This window comes from Burkholderia sp. F1, assembly GCF_050813845.1.
GTDB classification, from domain to species: domain Bacteria; phylum Pseudomonadota; class Gammaproteobacteria; order Burkholderiales; family Burkholderiaceae; genus Burkholderia; species Burkholderia ubonensis.
In genome coordinates this window covers 223,630-243,919 of sequence record NZ_CP172423.1, presented here as the reverse complement: position 1 = coordinate 243,919, position 20,290 = coordinate 223,630, and the positions used below count along the sequence as shown (strand labels likewise).

The following is a 20,290-nucleotide window of genomic DNA, read 5'->3' as shown; positions in this document are numbered from 1 at the left end:
ACTCCTCACAGCAATTTGTCGAGAACGTCGGCCAGCTCGCCTTCGTCCAGTTGATCGAGCGCGTCGGCGCCGGCGGCCGCGGCGCCCGTCGCGGGCGATGCGGCCGGCGCCGATGCCGCCGCCTGCGCAGGGCCCGCCAGCCAGTGCGCGAGGCCGTCGATGTCGGGGTAGTCGAACATCACCGTCGCCGGCACGCGGGTGCGAAAGTCTTCCTGCAGCGCGCGCTTGAGCTCGATCGCCATCAGCGAATCGAAGCCAAGCTCGTGGAACGACTTGTCGTGGGCCAGCGGCCGCGCCGCATCGAGCGCCATGATCCGGCGCACGATCCGCACCAGATGGCGCCGCGCGACGTCGAGCCGCTCGCCGCCGGCCGCCGCGTCGAGTTCGCGGGCCGCGTCGCCGGCAGGCGCGGCGGCGGGCACGGACGCCGGTTGCATCGCGGCTTGCGGATGGACGGCCAGCCAGTCCTCCACCAGCGCCGGCGCGGCGGCCGTCGCGCGCCAGTCGCGGCCGAACGCCGACCAGTCGACATCGGCGATCCCCACCTGCGCGCGGCCGCTCGCGAGCGCCTGCCCGAGTTCGCCGAGCGCCTGCGCCGGCGGCAGCCGCCGCAAGCCGCTCCCTTCGCCGGCATGGCGCCGGCCGTCCCGCGCGGCCATCCCCACGCCGTCCCAGCCCGGCCAGTTCACCGACAGCGCCGGCAGGCCGAGCGCGTGCCGCGCATGCGCGAGCTGGTCCATGAAGCCGTTCGCGGCCGCGTAGTTGCCCTGGCCCGCCGAGCCGAGCAGCGACGCGAGCGACGAATACAGCACGAAGGCGTCGAGATCGAGCCCGCGCGAGAGCTGGTGCAGGTTCCAGCCGCCGAGCACCTTGGCACGCGCGACGCGCTCGAACGCGGCGTCGTCGAGCGTCGCGAACGCGCCGTCGGCGAGCACGCCCGCGCAGTGGAAAACGCCGCGCAGCGGGCCGTCCTGCGCCGCCTGCGCGAAGACCGCCGCGAGCGCGTCACGATCGGCGACGTCGCACGCGCGGTAATCGACGCGCAGGCCGGTCGCGTCGCGCAGCGCGTCGAGCTGGCGCGCGAGCGCCGCGTCGGGTTCGCGGCGGCCCGTCAGCCACACGTGACGCACGCCCTGCGCGGCGAGCCAGCGGCAAGTCTCGGCCGCCAGGTCGCCAAGGCCGCCCGTCAGCAGGCAGGGGCCGTCGGCGCGCGGTTGCCATGGCAGGGCGGCCGGTTGCGCGGCGAGTTCGGCAATGCGCCGCACGTAACGGCGCCCGTCGCGCCAGGCGATGCAGTCGCCGCGCGGCGACTGCCATTCGGCCGCGAGCGCGGCGGCGTGCTCGCGCGAGGACGGCGCGTCCGCGTCGAGCAGCGTGACGGCGCGCCCCGGCCATTCGAGGCTCAGCGACTTGCAGAGGCCGAGCGCGTAACCGTAGAGCGGCGCGCCGCCGCCATCGAGATCGGCCTGCCGCACGGACAGCACGCCGAAGCGCACCGTGCCGCCCGTCGCTTCGAGCGCGTCGCCGAGCCGGGATGCGCGGCGCGCGGCGGCGACGAACCGCAGCAGCGGCGCACGCCAGGCATCGGCCGCGGCATCGTCGGCGGGCGCGGCCGGCAGCCCCGCCAGCAGCACGGCCGGGCGGCCGTCCAGCGCGTCGAGCACGGCGGCATCGTCGAGCGCGCTCGCATCGAGCGCGTCGGCCGATGCGGCAAGCCACGACTGCGCGGCCGTGCGCGCCGCGTCGTCGAGCAGCACGAGGCGCGGCGCGGCGGATGGCGCAGCTTCGGCCGGCGCGCGCTCGACCCAGCGCTCGACGAGTGGCGGCAGGGGCTCGGCCGCGCGCCGCAATTGCGTCGCGGCGGCGCGCTTGGTGAGCAGGCCGTCGACGCGCACGAACGGCGGCTGGCCCGCATCGGCCACGCTGAGGTCGTGCACGAAGGTCGCGCCGTCGGCGCTCTCGCTGACGAGCCGCGCGCTGGCGATCGCCGGCGCCGCCGCGCTGCCCGCGCGCGGATGCACGACGAGCCGGTCGAGCGCGAACGGAATCGTCGCGCCGTGCATGTGGCTGCGGCCCGGCTCGTCGGCGAGCGTCGCGAGCGCGATGGTCTGGAACAGGGAGTCGAGCACGCCCGGCGCGAGCGGCTGCCCCGCCGCGCACGGCCAGGCGATCTCGGCCCGCGCATGACCGACGTGCTGCTCGATCGACGCCACGCTGCGGAACGCGTTGGCGAGGCGGATCTCGGTGCCGTACAGGCGGTCGTAGAACGTCGCGCCGTCGAAACGCGCGAGCGCGGCGGCGGACGGCGGCAGCGACTCATCTGCCCGCTCCGCCGCCTGCGCGCCGGCCGGCAGCGCGCGGGCGTCGGCGCGCAAGTGGCGACGCGTGCGGCCGTCGCCGTCCGACAGCACCTCGACGCGATACGCCGCACCGCCGCCGTCGGCATCGGGCAACGCATCGAACACGTAGCGCACGGCCTCGCTGTCGGCGCCGACGATCAGCGCCGCCTCGCACACGACGTCGGCAAGCACCCATCCCTGCTCGCCGCGCAGCTCGGTCAGCATCCCGACGATCAGCGCCAGGTGCGCGGCGGCCGGCACCACGCGCTCGCCGTGGACGAGGTGGTCGTCAAGCCGGAACGGCGGCTGGCGCACGTAGTCGACCGCGTAGATCACCTGGCGCGCGTCCTTCGCCGTCACGCGCAGGCCGAACGGCGCCGCCGGCACGGACGCGTCCGCCACGCGCGGCGCGAGCCAGAAGCGCTGCCGGTCGAACGGGTAAACGGGCGCGTCGGGCGCGTCGCCACGCGGCAGGTCGCGGCCGATCCCCGCGCCGGCTTCCGCGTCCCCGCCGGTTTCGGCCAGCGCGGCGTCGAGCGCGGCCAGCGCCTCGGCGGCGTTCGCGGCGGCGAAGCTGCGCGTGCAGGCGAGCCGCGCGCGACGCGCGGCCTGCGCGACCAGCGCGCCGTAGCGTTGCGGCGGCAGCGTGGCCAACCGGTTCCGGTACGCGGCCAGATACGCGCGCAAGGCGGCGGGGCTCGCCGCCGAGATCCGCAGCGCGGCCGGGGGGCCGTCCGCGGCGCGTGGGGCGGTGACCGGCGCGGCAGCCGGCGCGGCTTCGAGCACGACGTGCACGTTGGTGCCGCTGAAGCCGAACGAGCTGACCGCCGCGCAGCGCCCGGCGCCGCGCCATTCGGCCGGCTCGGTCGGAATCCGGATCGGTGCGTCGCTGATCTCGATCTCGGGGTTCGGCCGCGTGAAATGCAGGTGCGGCACGATCGTTTCGTGGCGCAGGCACAGCACGGCCTTGATGAATCCCGCGATGCCCGCCGCCGCCTCGGCGTGGCCGAGATTGGTCTTGACCGAGCCGATCCAGAGCGGCGCGTCGCGGCCGGCGGCATCGCCATACACGGCGCGCGCCGCCGCGAACTCGATCGGATCGCCGAGCGGCGTGCCGGTGCCGTGCGCCTCGAGCAGCCCGACGCGCGCGGGATCGAGCGCCGCGTCGGCCAGCGCGTCGCGCAGCACGCGCTGCTGCGCCTGCCCGTTCGGCGCGGTCAGCCCCTGGCTATGGCCGTCCTGGTTGGCCGCCGAGCCGCGCACCACCGCCAGCACGTCGTCGCCCGCGGCCAGCGCGTCGTCGAGGCGCTTGAGCACCACCATCGCGCAGCCCTCGCTGCGCACATAGCCGTCGGCGGCGGCGTCGAAGGTCTTGCAGTGGCCGTCGGGCGCGAGCATCGCGCCCTTCGAGAGCAGCACCGAGGTCTCAGCGGACAGCAGCAGGTTCACGCCGCCCGCCAGCGCGATCCCGCATTCGCCGCGCCGCAGCGCCTGCACCGCCAGGTGCACCGCCATCAGCGACGACGAGCACGCGGTGTCGACCGCCAGCGCCGGCCCCTGCCAGTCGAGCACGAAGGCGAGCCGGCCGGCCGTCACGCTGAGCGCGTTGCCGGTGCTGTGATGGTGCGACAGCGCGTCGGCGCCGGTCGCGAAGCGGCGCGCATAGTCGTTCGGGCCGGGGCCGACGAAGACGCCGCCCGCGATCCCGCCCGACGCGAAATCGTAGCCGGCGCGCTCCAGCGCCTCCCAGCCGGTTTCGAGCAGCAAGCGCTGCTGCGGGTCCATGCACTGGGCCTCGCGCGGCGTGATGCCGAACAGGTCGCAATCGAACTGGTCCACGCCGTCGAGCACGCCGGCGCGCGTGGTGGTCAGCGCGCCGGCGCGCAGCAGCGCGGGCGCGTCCCAGCGCAGCGCGTCGATCTCGCCGATCAGGTCGCGGCCCTCGCCGAGCGCGGCCCAGAACGCGTCCGGGGAATCGATGCCGCCGGGGAAGCGGCAGCCGATGCCGATCACCGCGATGTCCTCGCGCCCGGCCGCCGCGCGCGGCGGCGTTGTTGCCGTGGCCGTGGCCGTAACCGTGGCGGCCGGCGTGCGCGGCGCGTCGGCCTGGCCCTGCGCCAGCCGCCGGGCGAGCTGGCCGACCTGCGGAAAATCGAACAGCAGCCGCGACGGCAGCTCGCGGCCGAGCCGCCGCGCCAGCAGGTCGCGCAGCTCGACGAGCGTGATCGAGTCCATGCCGAGCGCATGCAGCGTTTCGTGCGCGCCGATCGCGCCCGGATCGGGCAAGTCAAGCACCGACGCGATCGATTCACGCAGCAACGCGTCGACCTCGCCCGGCGTGTGCGTGGCCGGCGCGGCCGCTGCGAACGACGGCCCCGCCGCCTCGCGCGGCGCCGCCACGAACGCCCGCAGCAGCGGCCGCGCGGCGGCCCGCGGCGTCGCGCCGATCCGCGCCCAGTCGAACGCGCCGACGATCGCCTGTGGCCCGGGATGCGCGAACCACTGCGCGCCGCGCGCCAGCAGCCAAGCCGGATCGATCGCGCGCACCCCCGCGCGCTGCAACTGGCGCGCCACCCGCGGGTCGGCCGCCATGCCCTCGCCGGCCACCGCGCCCAGGCACAGGCTCAGGGCCGGCAGCCCCTCGGCCCGGCGCCGCCGCGCGAGCGCGTCGAGCGCGGCGTTGGCGGCCGCGTAGTTGGCCTGCCCCGGGGCGCCGAGCACGCCCGCGATCGAGGACAGCATCACGAAGCAATCCAGTTCGGCGCCGCGGCTCGCGCGGTCCAGCAGCCACGCGCCGGTGACCTTCGCGTCGAACACGCGGCCGAACGCGTCGGCGTCGAGCCGCGCGTAAGCCGCGTCAGCCAGCTGGCCCGCCGCGTGGACGATGCCCGCAAGCGGCGCGTGCCCGCGCGCGAGTTGCGCGAACAGGCGCTCGACCGACGCGGCGTCGGCCACGTCGGCGGCGATCACGGCAAGGCGCGCGCCGCGCGCGTCGGCCAGCGCGCGCAGGGCCGGCGGCTCCGCCGCCGGGCCGCGCCGCGAGGTCAGCACCACGTCGCGTGCGCCCGCCTCGATCAGCGCGCGCGCGAACAGCGCGCCGAGCGCGCCGGTGCCGCCCGTGACCAGATAGCAGCGATCGGCGCGCAGGCTCGCGCCCATGGCCGGCACGGCGGCGGCTTCGACGAGCCGCGGCACGCGGGCGCCCTCGGCCGTGATCCACCGCTCGTGCTCGGCGCCGCGCTCGAGGCCCAGCTCGCCGGCCAGCGCGTCGGCGCGCGCGGCGGCATCGAGCGCGGCATCGACGCCGGTCATGGTCACGCGCAGCTCGGGCACTTCCTCGTGCAGCGAGCGGCACAGCGCCGCCAGCGCCGACGCGAGCGGCCGATAACCGGACGCGTGCGCGTCGCCGATGCAGTGGACCGCCGGACGGCACGCGGCCGGCATCGCGTCGATCGCCGCGACCAGCGACAGCAGGCCGACCAGCGGCGCGGGCCCGGGCGCCTGCGCCGGCGCCGGTTCGCCCGGCCACACCAGCACCGCGTCGAAGTCGGACAGGTCGCCGGCCAGCGCCGCGATGCCGACCGGCGTCAGCGCGCAGCCGACCGTCACGAGCGCGCCGCCCTGCGTGAGGCGCGCATCGAGCGCGGCGGCCAGTGCGGCGTCGCCGACGAACAGCAGCCAGCGGCCGACCGGCGGCTCGGCCGCCGCCGGCGCGGCCACCCAGTCGATCGCGTAGTCGGTCACGCCGTCGGCTGCATCATCGGCCGAATAGCCGATCCCCGTGCCGGCTGGTTCGCGCACCGTGGCGCGCGCCGCGTGCGGCACGCCGTCAGGCAGCCAGTAGCGCTGGCGCTGGAACGGGTAGCCGGGCAAGGCCGGCCGCGCCGCATCGGGCGCCGAACCGCGCGGCCAGCGCAGCGGCAGGCCCGCCAGGTAGACGGCGCGCATCGTCTGCGCGAACGACGTCAGGTCGTCGCGCGGGCGCAGCAAGCCGTACCACTGCGCGCCGTCGGCGCCGGCCATCTGCCGCGCCATGCCGATCAGCTGCTCGTTCGGCCCGATCTCGATCGCAAGCCGTGCCGGCGCCGCGCGCCAGCCCTCGTCGGCCCACAACGCGGCCACCGCCGCGTCGAAGCGCACGGCGTCGCGCACGTGCGCGACCCAGTAGCCCGGGTCGGTCACCTCGCCGGCGGCGAGCCGGCCCAGCGCCGTCGAGACGAACGCGATGCGCGGCGGCGAGAAGCGCGTCTGCCGGACGACTTCGGCGAACTCGGCGAGCATCGGCTCCATCATCGGCGAATGGAACGCATGCGAGACCGTGAGCGGCACGCAGCGCACCTCGGCCGCGCGCGCGGCGTTCGCGAGGCGTTCGATCGCATCGGCCGGGCCGGCGTAGACGCGGCTCGCCGGGCCGTTCGCCACCGCCAGCGTGGCGCCGCCCGCCGTGCGCGCGAGCGCCGCCGCGCGGGCCGCGTCGGTCAGCAGCACGAGCATGCCGCCCGGCGCGCAGCGCGCCTCCATCAGCCGGCCGCGCTGGACGATCATGCGCGCGGCGTCGTCGAGGCCGAACACGCCGGCCAGCACCGCCGCCGCGTACTCGCCGATGCTGTGGCCGAGCACGTAGCGCGGCGCGAGCCCAAGCCCCGCGAGATAGTGCGAGAGCGCGTACTGCAGCGCGAAAATCGCCGGCTGGGTGTAGCGCGTGCTGTCGAGCGCGCCGGCCTCGCCCCAGATCACCGGCAGCACCGATTCGCCGAGATGCGGCGCGAGCGCGCGATCGGCGGCTTCGAGGCAGGCGCGAAACGCCGGCTGCGTGTCGTACAGCGCGCGGCCCATCTTCGCGTACTGGGAGCCCTGCCCCGTGAACAGCCAGGCCAGCGCGGGCTCTGCGGGCGCCGCATCGGGGCCGGCGTCGGCCGGCGCGTCCATCGCCTGCGCGAGTTGCGCGAGCAGCGCGTCGCGATCCTTCGCGACGAACGCGGCGCGGTGCGCGTAGTGCGCGCGGCCGGCGTTGAGCGCGTCGCAGGCGGCGGCCCAGTCGGGCGCGTCGCGGAAATACGCGTGGCAGCGCGCGACCAGCTCCCGCAGCGCGACCGGATCCTTCGCGGACACGCCGACGAAACGCGCCGCCTCGGGCGGCGGCGGCGCGCCGGCATCGGCCCCCGCACCCGCGCGCGCCGGCGCCGCGCTGACCGGGTCCTGCAGGATCAGGTGCGCGTTGGTGCCGCTGAAGCCGAAGCTGCTGACGCCGGCGTAGTACGGCGCGTCGGGGCCGAACGCGATCGGCGTGGGCTCGCGCACTACCGCGACGCCGCCCGACGACCAGTCGACGTGCGGCGTCGGCGCGCCCAGGTTGATCTGCGCGGGCAGCAGCCGGTGGCGGAACGCGAGCACGGTCTTGATCACGCCGGCCACGCCGCTCGCCGCCTCGAGGTGGCCGATGTGCGCCTTCAGCGCGCCGATCAGCACCGGCGCGTCGGCGCCGCGGCCGGCGCCCAGCGCCTGTTGCAGCGCCTTGATCTCGATCGGATCGCCGAGCGCGGTGCCGGTGCCGTGCGCCTCGACGTAGCCAATCGCGCCGGGCGCGAGCTTCGCGCGCTTGAGCGCGGCGGCGATCAGCGCCTGCTGCGCATAGCCGTTCGGCACGGTCAGGCCGCTGCTCGCGCCGTCCTGGTTCACGTGGCTGCCGCGAATCACCGCGAGGATCCGGCAACCCTCCCGGAGCGCGTCGTCGAGGCGCTTGAGCACCAGCATCCCGCAGCCCTCGCCGCGCACCAGCCCGTCGGCCTCGGCGCTGAACGGGCTGCAGCGCCCGCTCGCGCTCAGCACCTTGTTCTGCGCGAGCGCGATCGACGGCTCGGGCGTCAGCAGGCAGTTCACGCCGCCCGCGAGCGCGGTATGGCATTCGTCGTTGACGAGGCTGCGGCACGCCTGGTGGATCGCGACCAGCGACGACGAGCACGCCGTGTCGATCGCCAGCGCCGGGCCGTTGAACCCGTAGTGATAGGCGAGCCGGCCCGCGGCCGAGTTCATCGACGTGCCGGTGATCGAATAGGCATCCTGACTGTCGGCGCGGTCCTTGCCGAACGTCATCACCGCGTATTCGCCCGAACTGATGCCGACGAACACGCCCACCGGCTGGTCGCGCAGCGCCGTGACCGGCAGCTCGGCGTCCTCGAGTGCCTGGTGGCTGACCTCGAGCAGCAGCCGCTGCTGCGGGTCCATGCGTTGCGCCTCGCGCGGCGAGATGCCGAAGAAGCGCGCGTCGAAGCGGTCGACCCCGGTGAGATAGCCGGCGCGGCGCGCGTAGGTCTTGTAGGGCGTGCCCGGCGTCGCGTCGTAATGGGCGTCCAGGTCCCAGCGCTCGGCCGGCACCTCGGAGAGCGCCTCGCGCCCGTCGCGCAGCAGCGCCCAGAGCGCCTCGGGGGAATCGGCGCCGGGCATCCGGCAGCCGATGCCGACGATCGCGACCGGCTGGTCGAGACGCGCCGACAGCGCCTGGATCTTCTGCATGCCCTGCCGGATGGCGTCGCGTTGCCTCGCGAGCAGGTCGTGGTCTTTCGGTTCCATCAGCGATCCTCCAGCAGCGCCTGCATCATCTGCAGCTCGCGTTCGATTTCATCGGTCGTGGCGTCGCGCGCGGCATCGCTCGCGGCGGGGGAAACGGGCGCGGGGGCCGGGGTTGCAGCCGAACTCGCAGCCGCTGAATCGAGCGGCCGCACGGCGGCGGCCGGCGCGTCGGCGCTCGCCGTGGCGGCCGCGTCGAGCGCCTTCAGCCGCGCCGCGAGCCAGCCGCGCAGGCGCGCCGGATTCGCGTTGTCGAACACGTCGACCGACGACACCGGCACGCCGGCGCGCGCGCCGAGCTTCTCGGCGAACGACAGCGTGAGCAGCGAATCCATGCCGAGATCGTGGAAGCCGGTGCCGGCATACGCGGCGAAGCTGCCCGACAGGCCCAGCACCTCGCGCAGCAGCGCATGCAGCAAGTCGTCGAGCATCGACTCGCGGTAACCGGCCGCCGCGTACGCGCGCCGGAACGCGGCGGCGCCGTCGGCCGCGGCTGCCGTGTCAGCGCCGGCGTCGGCGGTCGCGCCCACCCCGGCGAACAGCGCGTCGAGCCAGCCGTGGCGGTAGATCGGCTTGAAGCGCGCCCAATCGATGTCGAGCAGCGCGGCGCCGGCGTGCGGCACCGGCGCGGCGAGCCACCGGCCACCTCGCGCAGCGTGAAGCTGCGCACGCCGACGCGCGCCGCGGCGGCCTTGCCGGCCGCATCGAGCATGCCGCCGTCGACGGGGCCCAGATGCACGACCGAGGCGGCCAGGCCGCGCGCGCGGCGCCACGCCACGACGCGTTCCGCGAAGTGATTGGCGAGCGTGTAGTGCGCCTTCTCGCGCGCGCCCCACAGCGCGAGCATGGTCGAGAGGACGGTGAACGATTTCAGGGCCGGGCCGGCATGCGCGTGCAGGTGCCAGGTGCCGGCCAGCTTCGCGTCGACCACCTCGCGCAAGTCGCCGCGCGCGCTCTCGCCAAGCGGCCGGCTGCCGCCGACGCCGGCCGCGTGGATCACGTGCGCGACCGATACGCCGTCGGCGGCGAGCCGCGCGAACAGCGCCGCGACCTGCCCCGCATCGGCGAGATCGGCGGCCAGCGCGATCACGCGCGCGCCGCGCGCGCGCAACGCCGCGACGCGCGCGTCGCGGTCGGGCCCGTCGCCGCGGCGCCCGACCAGCACCAGCGTCTCGACGCGCGCGGCCAGCGCCTCGGCGAGCGCATGACCGATCCCGCCGAACCCGCCGGTGATCAGCACCGCGCCGTCGAACGGCACGGCCGCGCGCTCCACGCCGGCATCGGCCGGCCGCAGACGCGGCACATGGGGCCGCCCGCCGCGCACCGCGACGTAGCGCAGCGCGCCCGGATCACGGAAATGCGCAAGCAGCGGCGCGAAATCGGCCGGCTCGGCCGCCAGGTCGACCACGCCCGCGATGCGGCCGGGGAATTCGAGCGACGCGCACTTGAGCACGCCGGCCGCCACCGACTGCGCGAGCCCGTCCACGCGGTCGGCATCGACGGCGCGCTCCGCCTGGCGCGTCACGCACCACAGCCGCGCGCCGGGCGCGGCGTCGGCGCCGAGCCAGCGCCGGCACAGCGCGATGCTCGCCTCGTACTGCGCGGTGGCCGCCGCGACGGGATCGGCATTCTCGCGCTCGCCGGCATCGGCGAAGCAGACGATCCGGTCGAACGCGTCGCGCGCCGGATCGGCCGCGAGCGCGTCGGCCCACGACAGTTCGCGGTACGACGCCTGCTCGCGCGCGAGCTGCGCGACGCAGCCGGCGCCCTGCCCGTCGTGGACCACCAGCCAGCGTTCGGCGCGACCGGCGGCCGGGGCTTGCGCGACGATCAGCGCTTCCGCGCTCGCGTCGCTCGGCGGCAGGCCGCGCGTGAGGTCGAAGCCGGCCTCGGCCAGCTGCCGCCGCCATTGCTCGACGGACAGCACCGCGTAGTCGGCGCGCAGCGCGTGATCCTCGAAGCGCCACCAGCCCTCGGTCATGCCGAAGCTCAGGTCGGCGCTGAGCCGCGGCGCCGTGCATTCTCGCAGCAGAAGGTAGCCGCCCGGCGCGAGCAGGTCGCGCACGTGGCGCAGCGTGTCGGCGATCGAGCGCGTCGCATGCAGCACGTTGGCGGCGATCACGAGGTCGAACGAGCCGGCCGCGAACCCCTGGTCCGCGATCGGCCGCTCGATGTCGAGCAGGCGGTAGTCGATGTAGCCCGCCTCGCCGAACCGCGGCCGCGCGCGTTCGAGGAACAGCGGCGAGACGTCCGTGTAGCAGTAGGTCTCCACCGGCATCTCGCGCAACGCGTCGAGCACGGTGCGCGAGGTGCCGCCCGTGCCGGCGCCGATCTCGACGATCCGCAGCGGCCGGTGCGCGGCGAGGCGCGCGGCCCACTGCGCGAGCTGGCCGTTCAGCACGCGCGCGATCGGCGACTCGACGTACACCGCCTCGCTGCCGTCGAACGCGGACCCGCCGAACAGCACCTCGAGCGGATTGCGCCGGCCGCGCAGCACGTCGGGCAACGCGTCGGCGCAGCGGCGCAGGAAATCGGTCTCGCCGCGAAACTGCGGGAACGCGGCGTCCACCGCATCGAGCCGCGCGGCGGCCGCATCCGCCGGCGCGGGCTGCGCGCCGGCGCCGCGCGAACACACCGCGAGCAGATGCGCGAACAGCCGTTGCTGGGCCGGTGCGATCGCATCGGCGGCATCGGCGGCATCGGCGGCATCGGTGGCATCGGTGGCATCGGTGGCATCGGTGGCATCGGTGGCATCGGGGCCATCGGGGCCATCGGGTCCATCGTGCCCGAGCGCGGCCAGCGTATCGGCGACGATGCCGGCGCAGGCCTGTTCGATCTGCTGGCGATAGGCATCGTACGCGTCGAGCCCGAAGCGCGCGGCCCAGGTGGCGGACGGCTCGAGGCCGTCCAGCGCGTCGGGCGCCGGCAGCGCCTCGCGCACGCTCGCGGCGGCGCGCGGCGGCCAGTCGACGGCTTCCCAGCCGGTCTCGTAGACCGGCGCGACACGCGACGGCGCCGCCTGCACGCGCCGGAACAGCACGTCGCGGAGCCGGCCGACGGGCCGGCCGTCGGCATCGGCCAACGTGATCGTGAAGCGGTAACCGTCGTCGCAAGCCTCGCGCACGAGCCGCGCCCGCAAGCTGTCGGGCAGCGCCGCGGCGGGCGGCAACGCGACCTCGCCGACGCCGGCGAGCAGGAACAGGCCGTCGTCCGCGTCGCGCGCGGCCGCGCTGGCCTGCAGGCAGGCGTCGATCAGCAGCGCGGCGCGCTGCGGCGCGTCGTAGCCGGCGGCGCGCACCGGGCCGACCTCGGCCTCGCAGCGCGCGCCCTGCACGCGCAACGCGCCGAGGCAGCGGAAATCCTCGCCGAGCGACACGTCGCCGGCCTCGTGATGCGCGTAAAGCGCGGCGACGTCGAGCGCGCGCCAGCCGGCGGCGGGCCAGTCGCGATCGTCCGCCTCGTCCGCCCCGTCCGCTTCATCGGCGAGCCCGCATGCGGCGCTTGCGTGCCGGACCCACGGCGCCGCCGCGTCGTCGGCCGCCCGGCTCCACAACGACACGCGCGCGCCCTCGGCCGGCGCGTCGACCTGAACCAGATAGTCGGCGGGCGCGGCATCGAGATCGACGGGCCGCTGGAACTGCGCATCCGCAAGCGTGACGGCCGCGCCGCGCGCATCGGCCGCGACCGCGCGCATCAGTTCGAGCAGCAGCGACGCGGGCAGCAGGCGCCGGCCCTGCACGCGGTGCCCGTCGATGAAATCGAGCCACGCCGTCGCGGTGCGCAGGCGGCAGCTCACGCGGCCGTCGGGATGCGCGAGCCGGTCGCGCACGAGCGGATGGAGCGCGGCCTCGCGCGGCGCGTCGCCCGCGGCCAGCGCCGCGTCGATGCGCGGCGAGCGGAACGTGCGGCGCGCGAACGGCCGGCGCGGGAAATCGGCGACGACGGGATGGCGCCGCGCATCGAGCGGCGTCCAGTCGACCTCGACACCCGCCGTGAACAGCGCGGCCAGCGTCGCGCGCAGCGCCGCGTCGTCGTCGATGCGGTGCCAGCGCGCCGAGGCCGGCAACGGGCACGGCGGCGCGCCGAGCGCGAGCACCTGCGCGCCGTCGAACGCGTCGGCCGGGCTGCCGGCGCGCGGTTCACCGGCGACGGCCTCGTTCGCGGCGATCACATGCAGATCGTGGCCCGCCGCGCCGGTCCGGTACGGCAAGCCGGCCGGCTCGTCGCGATGCCAGAGCCACGCGCGCACGAACGCGGGCTCGATGCCGCGCACCGCCACCGCTTCCGGGAACAGGCCGAACGACGCGCAGCGCGCGAGCCAGGCGCGATGCGTGGCGGCCAGCGACGCGTCGTCCGCCGCGCCGTCGTCCGACAGGAACAGCACGACGCGGCCCGGCGCGCGGCGCGGTTCGCGTTCGGCCAGCGCGCGTTCCAGCCGCGCGGCGAGTTCGACGCCGTCGCGCCCCGTCACGGCGATCCGCTCGCCGAGCGCGACACGGCGGCGCGTCGACGTATGCGCGATCGCGGCCAGTTCGGCGGCGGGTTTCGCGCGCAGGTAGGCGGCCGTCTCGTCGACGTGCCGGCGCAGCGCATCGGGCGTCTTCGCGCTGAGCGCGAGCACGTGAGCGCCGGCCGTCGCGGCGCCGGCGGCCGCATGCGCATCGTCCGGCGCCTGCAGTGCCGACGGCGGCGCCGCGACGATCGCATGCGCATTGGTGCCGCTGAAGCCGAAGCTGCTGACGCCGGCCTGCCAGGGCCGCCCGTCGGTGGGCGGCAGCGGCGTCGGCCGCCGCGCGACCTCGAATTTCGCCGCGTCCCAGCTGATCGCGGGATTGAGCGTGTCGAAACCGGGCTGCGGCGGCGCCTCGCCGTGACGCACCACCAGCATCGCCTTGATCAGCCCGGCCAGGCCCGCGGCGGCCTCGAGATGGCCGAGGTTCGCCTTCACCGCGCCGATCGCGAGCGGCCGGCCGGCCTCGCGCGCGTCGCCGTACACGTCGGCGATCGCATGCGCCTCGATGGGGTCGCCGAGCCGCGTGCCGGTGCCGTGCGCCTCGACGTAGTCGACCTCGCCGGGCGCCACGCCCGCGCGTTGCAGCGCCGCGCGGATCACCGCGCGCTGCGCCGAGCCGTTCGGCACGGTCAGGCCGCTGCTGTGGCCGTCGTGATTGATCGCCACGCCCTTGATCACGGCGTGGATGCGATCGCCGTCGGCCTGCGCGTCGGCGAGCCGCTTGAGCACCAGCACCGCGCAGCCCTCGCCGCGCACGTAGCCTTTCGCGCGCGCATCGAACGTGTGGCAGTCGCGCTCGGGGGTCAGCATCCGCGCGCGCGAGAAATTGATGCCCGCGTGCGGCGTCAGCATCGCGTTGACGCCGGCCGCCAGCGCGAGGCCGCACTCGCCCTGCTGCAGCCGCCGGCAGGCCTCGTACACCGCGACCAGCGACGACGAGCAGGCCGTGTCGATCGACAGCGACGGGCCGCTGAAATCATAGAAGTACGACAGGCGCCCGGCCGCCATGCTGAACGAATTGCCGGAGGCCACGTAGGGGTTGGCGTGCGCGGGATCGGCGAGCAGCGCCATCCCGTAGTCCTGGCTGCCGATCCCGACCACCACGCCGGTATCGCTGCCGCGCAGCCGGCCGATGTCGAAGCCGGCGTCCTCGAGCGCGAGCCAGCTCTGTTCGAGCAGCAGCCGCTGCTGCGGATCGAGGTTCTCGGCCTCGAGCGCGGACAGGCCGAAGAACTCGGCGTCGAAGTCGTAGATGCGCTCCAGCAGGCCCGCGTAGGGCGTCACCAGCTTGCCGGCGGCCGCGTAGTCGGGATCGACGAACTGCCGGTTGCTCCAGCGGTCCGGATCGACCTCGATCACGCCGCTGCGGCCCTCGCGCAGCAGCGCCCAGTACGCGTCGAGATCCGTCACCCCGCCCGGAAAGCGCAGCGACACGCCGACGATCGCCACCTCGTCGCGATGGCCGCGCTCGGCCTGCGCGAGCCGCGTCTTCAGTTCGCGGATCGTCCGGATCGATTGCAGCAGCAGGTCCTTGTCCATGTCCGTCATCAAAGTGCTCCGCGTGATTCGAGGCCGTCGAGCTCGCGTTCGAGGATGCGGGCGAGTTCGGCGGCGCTGTGGTCCGTCAGGGGCGCGTCGGCCGAAGCCGGCGCCGCGACGATGGCCGGCGCGATTGCGTGCGCCCCCGCCGGCGCGAACAGCGCACCGAGCGCGCCGCGCGCGAGGCAGTCGGCGACGGCGGCCACCGTCGGGTGATCGAACGCGATGGTGGCGGGCAGCGATGCGCCGAACTCGCGTTCGAGCTGCCGGTGCAGCACCGTCGCGTGCAGCGAATCGACGCCGATCTCGGCAAACCCGTCGGTGTCGGCGATCGAGGCGGCGTCGCGGCCGAGGCAGGCCGCGACGAGTTCGCGCAAGCGCGCGCGCAACGCGTGCCGGCGCCGGTCGGGCGGCACCTCGGCAAGGCGCTCGGCGAACGAGGGCGGCTCGGCCGCCGTGGTCCCCGCACCGGCGCCGGCGTCGGCGGCGCCGTCCGCGATCAGCCCGGCCCAGAGCGGCGCCGGCGCGTACGTGGCCGCATGGCGCCGCCAGTCGAGATCGAACACGCCGACGCAAGCCGCGGGCGCGGCGCTCGCGGACGGCGCGAGCCAGTCCGCCAGCACGCGCAGGTAGTCGTCGGCGCCGCGCGCGGCCAGGCCGATCGCGCGGTGCTGCGCCGCGAGCGCATCGCCGCCGCGCGCCGCCATCCCGACGCCGGCCCACGGCCCCCACTGGATCGCGAGCGCCGGCAGGCCCAGCGCGCGGCGGCGAACGACCACGGCCTCGGCCAGCGCGTTGGCGAGCGCATAGGCGGCCTGCCCGGGCTGGCCGAGCAGCGCCGACAGCGACGAGAACACCACGAAGTGGTCGAGCGGCTGGCCGAGCGTCGCGCGATGCAAATGCCAGGCGCCGGCGCCCTTGGGCAGCAGCACGTCGCGCGCGGGGCCCCACGCCTCGCGCGAGAACGGCCGGTCGTCGAGCACGGCGGCGCAGTGGAACACGCCGGCCAGCGGCGTCGCGCCGAGCGTGCGTTGCAGCACGTCGCTCAGCGCGGCGGGATCGGCGACGCCGATCGCCAGCGTATCGATGCGCGCGCCGTGGCGGCGGCCGAGCCGGTCGAGCGACGCGGCCTCGGCGGCGTCGGGCGCGCGGCGGTTCAGGCTGACGACGTGGCGCGCGCCCTGTTCGAGCAGCCACGCGAGCACGCGCGCGCCGACCCCGCCCAGGCCGCCGCTGACGAGATAGGCGTGACCGTCGCGCGCGCGGAACGCGGCCGACGGCACGGGCGTGGCGCGCGCGAGGCGCGGCACCATGAGGCCGTCGCGCGTGAGCCGGCAAGCCGGCTCGCGGATCGCGAGCAGCGCGTCGAGGTGCGCGGCGAGCGTTGCATCGTCGGCTTCGGGCGAGCGTTCGAGCCAGGTGGTCGACGCTCCCGCGCGCTCCTTGTCCGCGCAGGCCAGCACGGCCGGCCAGCGCGGCTGCGCACCCGGCTCGCCCGGCGCCGGCGCGGCGCCGATTACCAGCACGTGGGGCGCGCCGGCCGGCAGGCGCGCGAGCGCCGACCAGCAGCCGCCGAGCCGTTCGAGCCAGCCCGCGTCGAGCGCCTCGTCGGGCCACGCGGCGCCGTCGTCGACGCGCAGCACGACCCGGTCGAAGGCGCCGTGCGCGGCGGCCTGCGCGGCGAACACCGCGTCGACGCCCGCGCCCGACGCGGGCTCGCAGGCGGCCTCGACCACGCGGATGCCGCGCGCGGTCAATGCCGAGGTCAATGCGTCATGCAGGGCGTCGCCGGCCGGCGCGCCGTGTCCATCGTCACGGCCCCGGCCGGCCGCCGCCGTCGCGCGCAGCAGCAGCACCTGCCGCACCGGCGCGGGCGCGGCGGCGTCGGCCGCGAACGGTGTCCAGCGCGTCACGTAGCTCGCGGGCGCGGCGCTCGCCGGCTCGGCGCCGAACGCCTGCGCGAGCCCGCTGCTCGCCGCGAGCGGGCGCGCGGTGTACCAGCAGCGCACGCGCGCGAACGGCTCGCCGGCGAGCCGTCGCGACGGCCGATCGTCGCCGCGCTCGACGATCACGTGCGCATTGGTGCCGTTGAAGCCGAACGCGCTGACGGCGCCCAGCAACCGGCCCGCATCCGCGCCGGCAAGCGCGCGCGCGGCGCGCGGGATCTCGATCCGCTCGCTCGCGTCGATGAACGGGTTCGGCGTCGCGTAGTGCAACTGGGCGGGCGCGGTGCGCGCCCGCAGGCTCAGCACCAGCTTCAGCAGCCCCGCGAGCCCCGACGCGGCCTCGGTGTGGCCGACGAACGACTTCAGCGTGCCGAGCACCAGCGGCGTCGCGCGCGGCGTCTCGTCGGCGTATACGGCGCGCAGCGCGTGGTATTCGATCGGGTCGCCGAGCGAGGTGCCGGTGCCGTGCGCCTCGACCAGCGCGACCTCGCGCGCGTCGACGCCGGCGTCGCGCAGCGCGGCGCGCATCACGCGCTCCTGGGCGCGGCCGTTCGGCGCGGTCAGGCCGCTGCTGCGGCCATCGTGGTTGATCGCGCTGCCGCGGATCACGGCGTGGATCGCGTCGCCGTCGGCGCGCGCGTCGGCGAGCCGCTTGAGCACCATCACGACGCAGCCCTCGGCGCGCACGTAGCCGTCCGCGCGCGCATCGAACGCGGCGCAACGCCCCTGCCGCGACAGCGCGCGCGCCTTGCCGAGCAGCACGAAGGTGTCGGGCGAGACCAGCGCGTTGACGCCGCCGACCACGGCGAGCCGGTTCCGGCCGCCGCGCAGGTGCCGCACCGCCGCGTCCAGCGCGACCAGCGACGACGAGCACGCGGTGTCGTGGCAGATCGCCGGGCCGTCGAGGCCGAACAGGTGCGCGATGCGCCCGGCGATGATGTTCATCGACTGGCCGGTCGACATCAGCCCGGCGTCCTCGCCGTCGGCCACCGAGCGGCAAAGCGGGCCGTACTCGTTCTGGCCGATGCCGAAGAACACGGCCGCGTCCATCGATCCCGCCGCGCCGCCGTCGAGCCGCGCGGCGGGATCGATGCCCGCGTCCTCGAACGCGCGCCAGGTGGTCTCCAGCGCGAGCCGCTGCTGCGGGTCCATGAAGCAGGCCTCGCGATGCGAGAGGCGAAAACGCGCGTGATCGAACTGCTCCAGGTCGTCGAGAAAGCCGCCCGCGAGGCTGTACGCCTTGCCGGGCGCGTCGTCGTCGGACAGGTAGCGCGCCAGGTCGAAACGCGCGGCGGGCCGCGTGTCGATGACGTCGAGCGCGTCGCCGCCGGCCGGCGCCGCGTGCGTCAGTTGCGCCCAAAGCGCGTCGGGCGAATCGGCGCCCGGCAGCCGGCACGCCATGCCGACGATCGCGATCGCGCCGTCGTCGGCGTCGGCCCGCGCCGCATCGACGCCGACGCCGGCCTGCGCGGCGCCGCCGGGCGCCGGGCGCGGATTCGCGCGCGCCCAGGCCTGCGCCAGCGCCTCGGCCAGCGCGTGCAGCGTCGGATGATCGAACACCACGGTCGGGCGGCACGGCACGCCGAGCCGCTGACGCAGCTTCTGGCTCAGCTCGATGCTCAGCAGCGAGGTCAGCCCGAGTTCCTGCATCGGCCGCGTCTCGCCGCGCTCGGGCAGCGCCGCGCCGGTCAGCTCCGCCACCAGCTCGCGCAGCAACGCGAGCGTCGCGTCGGGCGTGCCGAAATCGTCGGCCGCGGTGGCGTTGTCGGTGGCGGCGGCGCCCGCGTCGACCGGCGCGTCGGCCGAGGCCGCCGGCGCGATGGCGCTCAGCGCCGCGAACGGGCGCAGGTGCTTCGCTGCCGCGACCTGCTCCGCATAGCGATGCCAGTCGACGTCGACGAGCTGCCGCGTCGCGCCCGTCTCGCCGAGCGCGCGCGCCAGCGCGGCCAGCGCGGCCTCGGGCGCGAGCCCGCGCAGCCCGAGCGCGCCGAAGCCCTGCTGCCGCTGCCTGACCATCATGCCGACCTCGGCCCACGGCCCCCACGCGAGGCTGCGCGTGACGCGGCCCTCGGCGTCGCGGCGCTCGGCCAGCGCGTCGAGGAAGCGGTTCGCCATCGCGTACGGCGCCATCTGCGCGGTGCCCCAGCGGCCGGCGATCGACGAGAAATAGACCTGGAAATCGAGCGCGTCGGCGCGCGTCAGCCGGTCGAGATGCAGCGCGCCGAACGCCTTGGCGCCGACGATGCGCGCGATGTCCTCGCGCGAGAGGCGCGCGAGCGGAATCCGTTCGTTGCTGCCGGCCGCATGGAAGATGCCGCGCAGCGGCGGGCCGTCGCGACGGATGCCGTCGAGGGCCGCGCCGAGCGCCGCCGGATCGCAGGGATCGGCCGCGACCAGCGCGACGCGCGCCGCGTCGCCGGCCACGCGGCGGCGCTCGGCGAGCCACGCGGCCGCCTCGGGCGCGGCGGGGTCGCGCCGCCCGAACACCACCACGCGCCCGGCGCCGCGCGCGAGCAGGTCGTCGACCAGCACGGTGCCGATGCCGCCGGTGCCGCCCGTCACGAGATAGGTCGCGTCGGCCGCCGGCACGAACGCGGCGTGCGGCGGCGCCGCGTCGGCCACGCGTTCGAGCACCGGCAGGTAGCGCTGGCCGGCGCGGTAGGCGATCTCGTCGTCGCTGCCGGCCGCGTCGCGCGCGATCTCGTCGAACGCGCGCTCGAGCGAGGCCGGCGCATCGTCGAGATCGATGCAGCCGCCCCAGGCGGCCGGTTGTTCGAGCGACAGCGTGCGGCCGAGCGCCGCGAGCGGCGCCAGCGCGACGTCGGCCGGCGCGGTGTCGCCGGGCAGGCGCTGGGCGCCGCGCGTGACCAGCCATAGCCGCGCCGGCGCCGCGTGTTCGCCCCCCGCGGCGGCCACCGCGGCGGCCAGCGCCAGCGCGGTGCCCCAGCGCGCGGCGAGCGCGGCGGCGGCAGGCTCGGCGGCCGAGTCGGCGTGGGCGGCGTGGGCGGCGTGGGCGGCGTGGGCGGCGTGGGTGGCGTGGGTGGCGTGGGCGGCGGGGCGGCGTGGGCGGCGTGGGTGGCGTGGGTGGCGTGGGTGGCGTGGTGGCGTGGGTGGCGTGGGTGGCGGCGGCATAGACGATCGCGTCGAACGGCCCGGACAGTTGCGACAGCCTCGACAGTTGCGCGGCCAGCGCCTCGGGCGCCCAGCCGGTGCCGGGATCGAGTTCCGACGCCACGCACGACGCGAACCCGGCGGCCCCGGCCGGCGGCCAGGCGGCGCCGCGCTCGGTCAGCAGCAGCACGCGCGGGGTGCCGGCAGGCGCCGTGGCCGAGCCGGCGGCGGCGAGCGGCGCGGCCTGCCAGCGCGTCTCGTAGGCGAGCCCTGAA

4 protein-coding genes and 1 pseudogene are annotated in these 20,290 nt (G+C 76.2%); 1 reads left to right on the top strand and 4 read right to left on the bottom strand.

From position 1 onward, the window contains the following. Positions 1 to 5: 5 nt before the first annotated feature. The 4 genes and pseudogenes from ACFIMZ_RS35430 to ACFIMZ_RS35415 form a co-directional block, all read right to left on the bottom strand. Positions 6 to 8,909, bottom strand: coding sequence for an SDR family NAD(P)-dependent oxidoreductase (locus tag ACFIMZ_RS35430; RefSeq protein WP_431825916.1), 8,904 nt, complete (start codon positions 8,907 to 8,909; stop codon positions 6 to 8). After that, positions 8,909 to 9,337, bottom strand: coding sequence for an acyl carrier protein (locus ACFIMZ_RS35425; RefSeq protein WP_431825915.1), 429 nt, complete (start codon positions 9,335 to 9,337; stop codon positions 8,909 to 8,911). Before ACFIMZ_RS35425 ends, ACFIMZ_RS35430 begins: the two co-directional genes overlap by 1 nt. Before the next feature lie 299 nt (positions 9,338 to 9,636). After that, positions 9,637 to 14,958, bottom strand: a pseudogene (locus ACFIMZ_RS35420) (type I polyketide synthase); the annotation flags it as partial. 8 nt (positions 14,959 to 14,966) lie between these two features. Beyond that, positions 14,967 to 20,036, bottom strand: coding sequence for an SDR family NAD(P)-dependent oxidoreductase (locus tag ACFIMZ_RS35415; protein ID WP_431825914.1), 5,070 nt, complete (start codon positions 20,034 to 20,036; stop codon positions 14,967 to 14,969). A 77-nt stretch (positions 20,037 to 20,113) separates the two neighbouring features. Between ACFIMZ_RS35415 and ACFIMZ_RS35410 the strand changes: the two genes are divergently transcribed. Next, a complete protein-coding gene (locus ACFIMZ_RS35410; protein WP_431825913.1) occupies positions 20,114 to 20,278 on the top strand; it encodes a hypothetical protein in 165 nt (54 codons plus the stop codon). Positions 20,279 to 20,290 lie beyond the last annotated feature (12 nt).

What these genes read in the sequence shown, in the direction of transcription:
- ACFIMZ_RS35425 (WP_431825915.1), bottom strand. Translation starts at nt 9,337, where the DNA reads ATGCTCGACGACTTGCTGCATGCGCTGCTGCGCGAGGTGCTGGGCCTG.
- ACFIMZ_RS35415 (WP_431825914.1), bottom strand. Translation starts at nt 20,036, where the DNA reads ATGCCGCCGCCACCCACGCCACCCACGCCACCACGCCACCCACGCCAC.
- ACFIMZ_RS35430 (WP_431825916.1), bottom strand. Translation starts at nt 8,909, where the DNA reads ATGGAACCGAAAGACCACGACCTGCTCGCGAGGCAACGCGACGCCATC.